Origin of the sequence: Mucilaginibacter tolerans (assembly GCF_030519375.1) — a bacterium.
Taxonomy (GTDB): Bacteria; Bacteroidota; Bacteroidia; order Sphingobacteriales; family Sphingobacteriaceae; genus Mucilaginibacter.
The window spans coordinates 39,909-52,165 of sequence record NZ_JAUMKB010000014.1 but is presented as its reverse complement, the minus strand read 5'-3'; the positions used below and the strand labels follow the sequence as shown (position 1 = coordinate 52,165).

Annotated in this window: 9 protein-coding genes; 6 read left to right on the top strand and 3 right to left on the bottom strand. The window is 42.4% G+C overall.

Annotation, left to right across the window (positions count from 1 at the left end; translation table 11 throughout):
• The first annotated feature begins 121 nt into the window (after positions 1-121).
• Entirely contained in the window at positions 122-985 is an 864-nt protein-coding gene (locus tag Q3A68_RS17905; RefSeq protein WP_302902492.1) for an aldo/keto reductase, read from the top strand.
• A gap of 305 nt (positions 986-1,290) precedes the next feature.
• The gene (locus Q3A68_RS17900; protein ID WP_302902491.1) at positions 1,291-2,076 is read left to right on the top strand and encodes a hypothetical protein; all 786 of its coding nucleotides are present in this window, start codon (positions 1,291-1,293) and stop codon (positions 2,074-2,076) included.
• A gap of 58 nt (positions 2,077-2,134) precedes the next feature.
• Here Q3A68_RS17900 and Q3A68_RS17895 read toward each other — a convergent pair whose 3' ends face one another.
• Positions 2,135-2,425, bottom strand: coding sequence for a YciI family protein (locus Q3A68_RS17895; RefSeq protein ID WP_302902490.1), 291 nt, complete (start codon positions 2,423-2,425; stop codon positions 2,135-2,137).
• A 135-nt stretch (positions 2,426-2,560) separates the two neighbouring features.
• Between Q3A68_RS17895 and Q3A68_RS17890 the strand changes: the two genes are divergently transcribed.
• From Q3A68_RS17890 to Q3A68_RS17880, 3 genes are all read left to right on the top strand, one after another.
• Positions 2,561-3,736, top strand: a complete 1,176-nt coding sequence (locus tag Q3A68_RS17890; RefSeq protein ID WP_302902489.1) for a galactokinase — start codon at positions 2,561-2,563, stop codon at positions 3,734-3,736.
• Between the two features lie 77 nt (positions 3,737-3,813).
• A complete protein-coding gene (locus tag Q3A68_RS17885; RefSeq protein ID WP_302902488.1) occupies positions 3,814-4,347 on the top strand; it encodes an RNA methyltransferase in 534 nt (177 codons plus the stop codon).
• 139 nt (positions 4,348-4,486) lie between these two features.
• Complete coding sequence (locus Q3A68_RS17880) at positions 4,487-5,164, top strand: YdeI/OmpD-associated family protein (RefSeq protein ID WP_302902487.1); 678 nt, start codon at positions 4,487-4,489, stop codon at positions 5,162-5,164.
• 100 nt (positions 5,165-5,264) lie between these two features.
• On the opposite strand, the gene Q3A68_RS17875 is transcribed toward Q3A68_RS17880, so the two are convergent.
• Positions 5,265-6,743, bottom strand: coding sequence for a glutamate synthase subunit beta (locus Q3A68_RS17875; RefSeq protein ID WP_302902486.1), 1,479 nt, complete (start codon positions 6,741-6,743; stop codon positions 5,265-5,267).
• A gap of 6 nt (positions 6,744-6,749) precedes the next feature.
• Positions 6,750-11,273, bottom strand: a complete 4,524-nt coding sequence (gene gltB, locus Q3A68_RS17870) for a glutamate synthase large subunit (protein ID WP_302902556.1) — start codon at positions 11,271-11,273, stop codon at positions 6,750-6,752.
• Between the two features lie 404 nt (positions 11,274-11,677).
• Between gltB and Q3A68_RS17865 the strand changes: the two genes are divergently transcribed.
• Entirely contained in the window at positions 11,678-12,181 is a 504-nt protein-coding gene (locus Q3A68_RS17865) for a D-glycero-alpha-D-manno-heptose-1,7-bisphosphate 7-phosphatase (protein ID WP_302902485.1), read from the top strand.
• Positions 12,182-12,257: the final 76 nt, after the last annotated feature.

Genomic DNA, 12,257 nt, shown 5'->3' with positions numbered 1-12,257 from the left:
TCTCAGAAATGTAATTTTTTTTATGGCACATCTAATCCTGAATTAGCAATGAGGAATTTCCACCTTTGTATCCGAACATTTGTGCATACTGGCTGTTAGAAATTTATAAAACCATTTAATCATGTCAGATACAGCAACAACATTCAGCAAAGAGTTTACCATTGGTGGAGATTTAACTGTCAATCGCCTTGGGTACGGAGCAATGCGGATCACCGGAAAAGGTATCTGGGGACCACCAAAAGACCACAACGAAGCTATAAAGGTTTTAAAAAGAGCCATTGAGCTTGGTGTTAATTTTATTGATACAGCGGATAGTTACGGGCCACATGTATCTGAAGAATTGATAGCAGAGGCCTTGTATCCTTATCCCAAAGGCCTGGTAATAGCGACCAAAGGCGGGTTGTTAAGGACCGGGCCGGATCAATGGCCGGTAAATTCACATCCCGAGCACTTAAAAGAAGCGTTGGAAGGAAGCCTGAAGCGTTTAAAAGTTGATCGCATCGACCTTTACCAATTACATCGCATCGATCCAAAAGTACCTGCCGAACAAACTTTCGAATTCCTGAAAAAAGTGCAACAGGAAGGTAAAGTAAAACACATTGGCTTATCAGAAGTTGGTATTAACGATATTAAAAAGGCACAGCAATATTTTGAAGTCGTATCGGTGCAAAACATGTACAGTGTTGACAATAGAAAATGGGAGGCCGTTTTAGAGTATTGTAAAGCCAATAACATTGCATTTATCCCATGGTACCCTTTAAGTGCAGGTAATGTAGATGCATCTGAAAAAATCAACCAGATTGCACAAAGGCATAATGCAACTGCGCACCAGGTAGCGCTGAGCTGGTTATTACATCATGCAGATAATATATTATTAATACCCGGCACCTCGAGCGTTGACCACCTGGAGAAAAACATGAAAACCGCGGAATTAGAATTATCCAGTGGGGATTTGCATGTGCTTGATAGCATATCGCAACACTGATTTTAACAAAATGTCTGGAATTTATTTCTCCTAAATTAACCACAGACGTAACTTTAAATCAACCTGTTACGTAAAACAGGTTGTGAATAATTTAGTTAAGTTTAGGTGTTAGGTTAATGTAAATTACGCCCTCGCTTTAAGCGGGGGTTTTTTGCTTAGCCCTATATCATCCCTAACGGGAAGAATATTATCAACTAAAAAAATATTAAGCCATATTAAACCTTTTTGTCAAACTCTCGTCATACTGGAAAACAAAACAAAACTGAAACAATTTTACAACTCCTAAAAAACAACCCCCTTATGTTATGAAAAATTTAAAATTATCATTAATTGTTCTATTAATGCTTGGTGCATTTTCGTGTAAAAAAGACAATAGCGCTTCATCAAGCAGCACAATTACTACTGATCAGGCAGCTGATATAGCAGCAAGCTCGTTAGCTGAAAACTCCAATGGTTTTGCCACTGTAACAGATGACGTAGCTGTAAATGCTCAGGGTATTAGCTCTGTAAACACCGGGCTTACTGTTAATTCAACACAGGCAACAGCTTCTGTTCACCAGGAATGCGGCACTACCCTTACCGACAGCGTGACCCGTAACATTACTGCTGACTCAGTTACTATCAATTACTTCTTCAAGTACTCGCACACTTTAAACTGTAATTCAAGCAATGTACCTGACAATTTGATCAATGCCTTAACTTACAAAGGAAGTTTTGATGGTCCGAGATTAACCTCTACAAATACCGGCAGCGCTAATGTTACTATTGCAGGTTTATCGCCAACTGCAACCAATTTTGTTTTGAACGGTGAATACAAGCGTGATGGTTCGTTCCAATCAAAAGTTGGCAACAAGGCGTCGGGCAACAGCCACATCGATATCGTTGGAACTAACATTATGCTTTCAAAACCTGGCCGTAAAATCCTAAGCGGCAGTGCTACTATTAGTATTAACGGAACCGGTCCGAAAGGAAACTCATTCAGTTATACAGGTACCATTGTATTTAATGGCGATAATACAGCTACTTTAACTATTACTGGTGGCGCGTCCTATACTATCAACCTGTTAACAGGCTGGAGAGCACGCCGATAAAAATACCTTTATTAGATATTTATTTAAAGCCGGTGGTCCTTACTACCGGCTTTTTCATTTACACATTAGCTACTTTAAACGGTTTTATATCCACTGTTTCCCAAACCTTCTGGGTAAGGTAAGGTTCGCTCTTCTTCCAGGCTTCCAATTCTTCATCGGTTTCAAACTGCAGTACCATTACTGAGCCTATCATTTTGCCTTCATCATTCAGCATAGCTCCGCCTAAAATAAAATTTCCATTTTCTTTCAACTCTCTTGCACCATCAAGATGACAAGGGCGGACATTCAAGCGGTTCTGTAGTGAATCTTCGTTGGTATAGTCATAAGCTGTGACCAGATACTGTTTCATTTGGATTTAATTTATTGGGGGTAATTTCACCGTCAAATTTAAGACTCTTACTGGCCTCAAAATAGCTTTATAATCAAAATAAAAAATAACTGTAAATTTTACATATATTTGTTTTGCCAATAATAGTACCTAAAAATGAAGCACAATCTATATCGCGAATTTCAAAATATATTTAACAAAGAGGCAGAAAAAGCATACTTCTCTCCGGGCCGTGTTAACCTGATAGGAGAACATATTGATTACAATGGTGGCCTGGTAATGCCGTGTGCTATTACTTTCGGCACATACGTGGTAGTGGCCCCTAACAACGACAATGTATTTCGTTTCAGAAGTCTGAATTTTAATGACAAACTAGATATTCCGTTAAAGGAAAACTATAAAAAATCAAAGGAAAGCTGGTTTAATTATCCTTTGGGTATTATAGATTACTTTTTGCACGACGGCCATCAGCTACAGGGTCTTGATATGTTGTATTATGGCGATATTCCGATCAGTTCGGGTTTATCATCATCAGCATCGATCGAGGTAGTAACCGCCTATATGCTGAACGACCTGTTTAATGGTGGCTATAATAAACTGGAACTTGTACAATTGGCCAAAAGGGTAGAGAATATTTTTATAGGGGTTAACTGCGGTATAATGGATCAGTTTGCCGTAGCCTTTGGCGAAAAAGACAAAGCGTTAATGCTGAATTGTGATACGCTTGAATACCAAGCTGTTAATACCAATTTGGGCGAATATGTTTTAGCGATCATCAATACAAACAAGCCACGTAAATTGGCCGAGTCAAAATATAACGAACGTGTTCAGGAATGCCAGACCGCGCTGAAGGCGCTACAACAAGAACTGGACATACAACACCTATGCGATATAGATAGCAATACCTTTAAACAACATCAACATTTAATAACCGATAGCATCGTTTTAAAACGTGCAAAACACGTTATTGAAGAAAATGACCGGGTAAAATTAGCTGCCAAAGCATTAGCTAATGGTGATCTTTTATCGTTCGGCCAATTGATGTACGACTCGCATGATTCTTTAAAAAACCAATATGAAGTAAGCGGAAAAGAATTGGATGCTGTTGTGGAGTACAGCCTGACAAACCCAAATGTTGCGGGTGCACGCATGACAGGTGCCGGTTTTGGAGGGTGCGCTATTGCATTGGTAAAAGAAAGCGCTTTCGACACTTTTAGTAAAGAGGCTACTGCCTATTATACCGCAAAGATCGGTTATGCGCCTTCTGTGTATAGCTCATTAATTGGTGATGGAGTGGGGTTATTAAAAGAAACGCTAAGCACTAATATTTAAATTCTAATTTCGGAAGATCATTAACTTTGCGCAACTGATAACTCATCACTGATTTACAAATTAACTGATCTACAAACTTGCGCAAACTTAAATTAGACGAATTAAATCGCACCTCAATCGAGGATTTTAAATCACAACAAAAACTACCCATTGCAGTAGTACTGGATAATGTACGCAGTATGCACAATGTAGGTTCTATATTCCGCACCAGTGATGGCTTTGCAGTGGAGCAGGTTTGTCTTTGCGGCATAACAGGACAGCCTCCACACCGCGAAATAGAAAAAACTGCCTTAGGTGCCACACAATCTGTTAGCTGGACTTATTATGCTGAACCTTTACAGGCCATTGAGCGCCTACGCAAAGACGGCTATAAAATAATAGCTGTAGAGCAGGCCGAAAAAAGCATCATGCTTAATCAATTTGAGACTACTGAAGGGGAAAAATACGCGCTGATATTCGGCAATGAAGTGAATGGGGTAAGTGATGAAGTAATGAAAATAATAGATGCTTGTATCGAGATCCCCCAGTTTGGCACCAAGCATTCTTTTAATATCGTGGTATCGGCAGGTATAGTATTATGGGACTTTTTCACCAAATTGGTTGATAAATAATTCTATCCCATTAATCAAAATAGCAATTTTCAATAACTTCTTTTCGCTCAAACCGGCCATATTTGTTGCGGGTAAAATATCCGAGTCACCGATATTTTATTATTAGATTAGATTCTATTTTAACCAGCAGCGACTAACCATGATCAATCAAGTCACAATTAGCCCACTAGCTAAAAAACTGCAGATAAAGCAAGGCAAGCAATGGCTGCTCTTTCATGCACCCGCAAATTACCTGACACTACTAGAGCCACTGCCTGAAGGTGCTTCCGTTTCATATGAAGCCAAAGGCAGTTTTGACGGTGTACAGCTATTCGTAAAGAACAGCATAGAACTTATCGAAAGTCTAAAAGTGGTTGTTCCCGTATTGCGGCCGGATAGTGTATTCTGGGTGATGTATCCTAAAAAGACCTCGGGCATTGAGAGCGATCTGGAGATGATGAGCAGTTGGGATGAACTGGGTAAATACGGCTTTGGTGGCGTCGCTGCAGCAGCAGTTGACGAAACGTGGACGGCATTGCGTTTCAGACCCAAAGAGCAAACCAAAACCTCAGATACCTGTAACGAGGAGATCAAGCAGAACGAATATAGCCAATGGATTGACGTAGATAATCGCATAGTCAGACTACCGGACGAGATCAAGGTAGTGCTGGAAAAAAATCAGCAGGCGTTGGCCAATTATGAGAAACTCTCCTACTCCAACCGCAAAGAATATGTGCTATGGGTCATTACGGCCAAACAGGATAAAACACGTTACGCAAGAAAAATCAGTTTGATCGAAAAACTGGAAGCTGGTAAGAAGAATCCGTCGGAGAAATAACAAAAAAGCCGGCAAGTACTTCAAACTTGCGCGGCCTAACTTGGGTTTATTAACTGATTGTATTAGAAATGCACTTTAATAACTCACTAATCCACTATCCTTAAAACACTTGTTCAAACTGGTTCACGGCGTCTTTACTTTCCAGTATAGAGTGTCCCATTAAAAATTCGTCAACTTTGCGGGCGCATTCGCGGCCTTCGGAGATGGCCCAAACAACCAGGGATTGTCCGCGGCGCATATCGCCTGCTGCAAATACTTTGCCGATATTAGTGCGGTAAACACCTTCTTTAGCTTTTACATTTTTGCGCTCATCCAGGTGAACATTCAGGTTGTTTAGCATACCCTCATGCTGCGGATGAACAAAGCCCATCGCCAAGAATACACGCTGGCATTCTATCTCGCGCTCAGAACCTTCCACTTCAACAAATTTGATCGGTCTGCCCATTATGTCCGTTTCCCAGGTTACGTCAGTCACCTTTAAAGCTCTCAAATTGCCGTCAGCGTCACCTAAAAACTCTTTGGTATTGATACCCCAATATCTTTGGCAACCTTCCTCATGACTAGAGGTTGTTTTCAATACCATTGGGTACGAAGGCCATGGCATACTATCAGTACGGTCGACAGGTGGCTTCATCATCACTTCAAACTGATGGATAGATTTTGCACCGTGCCTGTTAGAAGTTCCTACGCAGTCAGAACCGGTATCACCACCACCGATGATCACTACGTCTTTACCTGTTGCCAGTATATCTTCGCCATCAAAACCTATATTACTTACACGTTTGTTTTGTTGTTTCAGGAAATCCATAGCAAAATGGATTCCTTTCAATTCACGCCCTGGGATAGGCAGATTACGCGGAATAGTTGATCCCCCTGCCAATACCACTGCATCGTTATTACGTACCAGTTCATCAGCCGGAATATCTTTGCCCACCTCTACGTTGCATTTAAAAACAACACCATCTTCTTCCATTACCTGTACACGGCGTTCAACCACCCATTTTTCCAGTTTGAAATCAGGGATACCGTAACGCAGCAAGCCTCCTGGTTTGTCATCGCGTTCGTAAACAGTCACTGAGTGACCCGCTTTGGCTAACTGAGCAGCAGCAGCCAACCCCGCAGGGCCAGAACCTACTACAGCTACTTTCTTGCCTGTTTTCACAAGCGGTGCGGTACGCTTAACTAAATTCTTTTCGTAAGCGATCTCGATAATATGTTTTTCAATCTCCTCGATCGCTACCGGCGGTTTATTGATACCCAATACGCATGCTGATTCACATGGTGCAGGGCAAATCCTCCCTGTAAATTCAGGAAAATTGTTAGTCGATGATAATATCTGGTAAGCTTCTTCCCAGTTTTTACGATACACTGCATCGTTAAACTCAGGAATGATATTACCCAGCGGGCAGCCTGAATGGCAGAATGGAATACCGCAATTCATGCAGCGTGCCGACTGCTCGTTCAGCTTTTGCTCCGAATACAGTCCCTCAAACTCCTTGTAGTTCTTTACGCGTTCTGCCGGAGATACTTTATCGGGAAGTTCCCTGTTATACTCTTTAAATCCTGTTGCTTTTCCCATAAAATATTAGCTGATAGTTTGATACTCTGCTTTTAGTAAAACTGCTTTATAATCCTTCGGAAACACCTTCACGAATTTGGTTGAAGCCTCATTCCAGTTTTTCAATAGATTCTGAGCTACCTTACTTCCGGTCAGGCTTACATGTTTCTTCAATAAGACAATAATTTGTTCTGAATCTTTTTCAGTCAGCGGATCAAGGTCAACCATTTCTCTATTGCAGTTGTCGGCGAATGTATTTTCAGGATCGTAAACCCATGCAATACCACCGCTCATACCTGCAGCAAAGTTGCGTCCGGTACCGCCCAATATCAGGGCACGTCCGCCTGTCATATACTCACAACCATGATCGCCTACACCTTCAACAACTGCCGTTGCACCTGAGTTACGTACGGCAAAACGTTCGCCGGCCATACCACGGATGAATACTTCACCGGCAGTTGCACCATAAAGCGCCACGTTACCGATAATGATATTTTCTTCAGGAGTAAACTTGGCCTCAGCAGAAGGATAGATAGCTAACTGCGCTCCTGAAAGGCCTTTACCCACGTAGTCATTGGCTTCGCCTTCCAACTCAAAAGAAATACCTTTTGTATTGAATGCACCAAAGCTTTGCCCGGCTGAACCTTTGAATTTATAGTTGATGGTATTGTCCGGCAAACCGGCAGAACCATATTTCTTGGAAATCTCGTTAGATAATAGCGTACCAATTGTACGGTCAGTATTCTTCACATCGAATGATGCAAATACTGGTGTTTTATCTTCCAACGCAGCCTTAGCGCATTCCAGTAATCTCCAGTCGATGATCGCATCCATACCATGATCCTGTTTTTCGCTGTTATACAGCGTCATTCCTTTTGGATTATTAACAGGATGCAGTATGCCCGACAGGTCGATATGATTTACTTTCCAGTTTTTCAATCCGTCCTTCACTTTCAGGAACTGAACACGACCAACCATTTCATTAATGGTACGGAAGCCCAGTTCAGCCATTATCTCACGCAACTCTTCAGCCATAAAGCGGAACAGGTTTACTACGTGCTCAGGTTTTCCTGTGAACAGTTTCCTTAATTCAGGATCTTGCGTAGCCACACCTACCGGGCAGGTATTCAGATGGCATTTGCGCATCATGATGCAGCCGCCTGCAACCAGGGCAGCAGTAGCTACGCCCCACTCTTCGGCACCCATTAAGGCTGCTATAGCAAGGTCGCGACCAGTTTTAAGCTGACCGTCTGTTTGCAGTACCACACGGCTGCGCAATTTGTTGCGAACCAGTGTCTGGTGTGCTTCGGCAAGACCAAGCTCCCAGGGCAAGCCTGCATGTTTTATTGAGCTGATTGGTGATGCACCTGTACCACCGTCGTACCCTGCAATCAGGATCACATCGGCGTGTGCTTTGGCAACACCTGCAGCAATTGTACCCACACCTGCCTTTGATACCAATTTCACATTGATACGTGCAGCACGGTTGGCATTTTTTAAGTCAAAAATTAATTGGGCCAAATCCTCGATAGAATAAATATCGTGGTGCGGCGGAGGAGAGATCAAACCAACACCCGGAGTCGAGTGACGCACTTTAGCGATCCAATCATCTACCTTATGACCCGGCAGCTGACCACCTTCGCCCGGTTTTGCACCCTGGGCCATTTTTATTTGCAGTTCATCAGCATTGGTCAGGTAATTTGAGGTTACGCCAAAACGTGCCGAAGCAACCTGCTTGATAGCTGATCGCATCGAGTCGCCATTTGGCAATAACTCGTAGCGCATCTCGTCTTCGCCGCCTTCGCCGGTATTACTCTTACCGCCAATGCGGTTCATTGCAATAGCTAAAGTACTATGGGCTTCATGCGAAATCGAACCGAAAGACATAGCCCCTGTTGCAAAACGCTTCATGATGCTTTCTGCTGGTTCTACTTCTTCCAGTTTTACTGATTCACGGTGATGTGCAAAGTCCAGTAAGCCGCGTATAGTGAAGTGCTTTTCTCCCTGTTCGTTGATCTGCTTTGCATAGTTTTTGTAAACCGAGTAATCATTTGTGCGGGTAGCATGTTGCAATAAGTGCACTGTAGTTGGATTGAACAAATGCTCCTCGCCTCTGCGTTTCCACTGATAGATACCGCCCTCAGGCAATAAAAGATTATCGTTTTTACTGTTGCCGAAACCGATCTTATGCTTGCACAGCGATTCGCGTGCTATTTCATCCAGACCCAAACCACCAATACGGGTTATACCACCTGCGAAATAACGGTCTACAACTTGCTTATTGATACCCAATATCTCGAATATCTGCGATCCATGATAAGACTGCAGCGTGGAGATGCCCATTTTAGAGAATATCTTTAATAAACCATCACAGATGGCTTTTACATAGTTCTTGATCAGCGTTTTATTATCCAGGCTGGTTTCCAGGCTACCATTATTTTTGATAGTTTCAATAGTAGAAAGTGCCAAATATGGGTTGATAGCTGTAGCGCCAAATGCTAATAAAGTAGCAAAATGGTGTACTTCCCAAGCGTCCCCGGCCTCAACAACCAAACCTACTGCACCACGCAATCCCTTACGCACCAAATGGTGGTGTACAGCAGAAACCGCTAACAATGACGGAATCGGCGCATGCTCTGAATCAATCGCACGGTCTGAAAGGATTAATACTTCAAATCCCTCATCAACAGCGTCTTCCGCATAGCGGCAAAGCCTTGCAATACCTTTTTCAAGCGAACCCGGCATGCCGTCTGCTACAAAATAGCATTGCAGCGTTTTTGCGTGGAACATACCGGTATCGATACTTCTCAGTTTTTCCAGGTCATGGTCAACCAGGATCGGATGTTTCAAAGCCACACAATGGCAATGCATTTTATCTTCATCCAACAGGTTACCGTTGTTACCTATAAAAGTGGCAAGACTCATCACCAAACGTTCACGGATGGGGTCGATCGGCGGGTTGGTTACCTGTGCAAAGAATTGCTTGAAGTAGCTTGATAAATGCTGCGGTTTATCAGACAATATTGCCAAAGGCACATCGGTACCCATTGAACCTACAGGCTCCTTGCCATCAACAGCCATTGGCTTGATGATGGTCTCGATATCTTCGCGGCTATAGCCAAACACCTGCTGATAACGGAACACTGCGCTCGGCGACAATGACGCGAAAGCCAAACGAGGCTCGGCCAGGTCTTCCATGCGTATTTTGTAGTTCTCAAGCCATTGCCCATAAGGTTGACGTGAGGCTATTTGTTTCTTTATTTCTTCATCGGTGATGATCTTCCCCTTATCAGTGTCGATCAGCAACATTTTGCCTGGCTGTAAACGGCCTTTTCGTAAAACGGTCTTATCGTCGATGGTCAATACACCGGCTTCTGAGGCAGCAATAACGCGGCCGTCGCTGGTGATCACAAAACGCAACGGACGTAAGCCATTTCTGTCCAGTAATGCGCCTATCAGCTTGCCATCAGTGAAGGTAATAGCTGCCGGGCCATCCCATGGTTCCATCAAAGTAGCATGGTATTCATAGAATGCTTTTTTGATCGGATCCATCTGTTCGTTGCCGTCCCACGCTTCGGGGATCAGCATCATCATTACATGTGGCAATGAACGGCCGGTATGAAGTAAAACTTCAATTATATTATCTAAACAGGCTGAGTCTGACTGGTTATTGTCAATTACTGGCAATAACATCTCCATCTCTTCACTGGTGAAGTAAGACGAAACATATGACTTTAAGCCTGAGTAAAACCAGTTCAGGTTACCTGTTAAAGTATTGATCTCACCATTATGGGCGATCAGCCTGAATGGCTGTGCCAGCTTCCACGAAGGGAAAGTATTAGTTGAGAAACGCGAGTGAATCATGGCCAGTCCTGAGGCAATACGCGGGTCCCGAAGATCTGCAAAATACTTACGCAACTGGTAAGTAGTCAGCTGACCTTTGTAAATAATGGTTTTGCAGGAAAATGAGGTGAAATAAAAGTGCTCACCTGCACCTGGAATGGTTTCAGTGATGGTTTTATTTATATATCTTCTTAAAACGTAAAGCTTACGTTCAAAGTCGTTTACATTGGTGATGTGATGTGGCCTTAAAACAAATAATTGCTCGACATCCGGCTCAGCCAGGTGAGCGGTCTCTCCTATTACAGATGAATCCACAGTCAGTTTCCGGTAGCCCAGCTTTTGCAACCCTAATTTATCGAGTGCATTGGCTATCACCATTCTGCAAGCCTTTTTCAGGGACGAATCTTTAGGGAAAAATATCATCCCTACACCATACTCTCCCGGTTCAGGCAGGCTGATTTCCAGGTTTGAGCATTCATCCATAAAAAACTCATGTGGCAGTTGTATCAATATACCTGCTCCATCTCCGGTCTCAGGATCACAGCCGCAGGCGCCGCGGTGTTCCATATTCTCCAGCATGGTAAGGGCATCATCTATTATCTGGTTAGACTTATGGCCGTGTATATTAGCTATAAATCCAGTACCGCACGAATCGTGTTCAAATTCTGGCCTGTAAAGGCCCTGCTGGGGGCTATCGGTTTGATCCATCTTCAATCGCTCTGTTATATTTAAGTATTTCACTTAGGTCCGTATTTACGAAATTACGAATTAATAATCTTTTTTGTAATATAGTTAGTGATTTTTCAGATTATGTTAAAAAATATTATCTATATCATATAAAAATTTAAATTATGTTAATAATTTGAGTTTCATTATAACATTTTCGCAATCGCATATTAACATTTAGTATGTCAGCATAGTAATAAAAATCCCCTCGTTTACACAAAATGTTACAAAATGAGAGGGTTTTTTGCCCTTCAATTACAAAATTTATAAAATCAAGGCAGCTATTTTAAAATTATTCTACTTTTAGGGTATAGTCCGTGATATGCAAGTTCTTAGCCTTGCATTCTAAAAATAGGAGTTTTCCAGAATTGTTACCTTTGCGGCTAATGAATACTATAATTGTTAAAAATAAAGCCGTGTTTCTGGACCGCGACGGGGTTCTGAACCAGGAAATGGGTGATTACGTATGCCGCCTGGAAGATTTCCATGTTTTGGAGCATAATATTGAACCATTAAAAATCTTACAAGAGAGAGGATACTTATTAATAGTTGCCACCAACCAGGGAGGATTAGCCAAAGGCTGGTATACGGAGGAAGAACTTGGTAAAATGCACGCACAGCTAAGGGAAGTATATGGCAAGCATGGCGTGGAATTTACCGATATATTTTATTGTCCCCATCACCCCAATTTTACCGGCGAATGTGATTGCCGTAAACCTAAACCGGGCCTACTGTTGCGCGGAATAGAAAAATATAACATTGACCCTGCTAAATCTTACTTTATAGGCGACCGTGAGCGGGATGTTGAAGCCGGCACAGCAGCGGGAGTAAAAGGAATACTGATTAACAGCGACCAGCCGATAAGTGATGTACTGGATTTGATTGAATAGTTTCAATAGCTTATTAAAACTTTTTCAGCTAACTTACATTTACAACCAATAAACAATCATCACGACCTTTTTAAGG

Excerpts from the sequence above, each read along its gene's own strand:
- Q3A68_RS17905 (WP_302902492.1), top strand. The coding sequence starts at position 122 with ATGTCAGATACAGCAACAACATTCAGCAAAGAGTTTACCATTGGTGGA.
- Q3A68_RS17900 (WP_302902491.1), top strand. The coding sequence starts at position 1,291 with ATGAAAAATTTAAAATTATCATTAATTGTTCTATTAATGCTTGGTGCA.
- Q3A68_RS17895 (WP_302902490.1), bottom strand. The coding sequence starts at position 2,425 with ATGAAACAGTATCTGGTCACAGCTTATGACTATACCAACGAAGATTCA.
- Q3A68_RS17890 (WP_302902489.1), top strand. The coding sequence starts at position 2,561 with ATGAAGCACAATCTATATCGCGAATTTCAAAATATATTTAACAAAGAG.
- Q3A68_RS17880 (WP_302902487.1), top strand. The coding sequence starts at position 4,487 with ATGATCAATCAAGTCACAATTAGCCCACTAGCTAAAAAACTGCAGATA.
- Q3A68_RS17875 (WP_302902486.1), bottom strand. The coding sequence starts at position 6,743 with ATGGGAAAAGCAACAGGATTTAAAGAGTATAACAGGGAACTTCCCGAT.
- gltB (WP_302902556.1), bottom strand. The coding sequence starts at position 11,273 with ATGGATCAAACCGATAGCCCCCAGCAGGGCCTTTACAGGCCAGAATTT.
- Q3A68_RS17865 (WP_302902485.1), top strand. The coding sequence starts at position 11,678 with ATGAATACTATAATTGTTAAAAATAAAGCCGTGTTTCTGGACCGCGAC.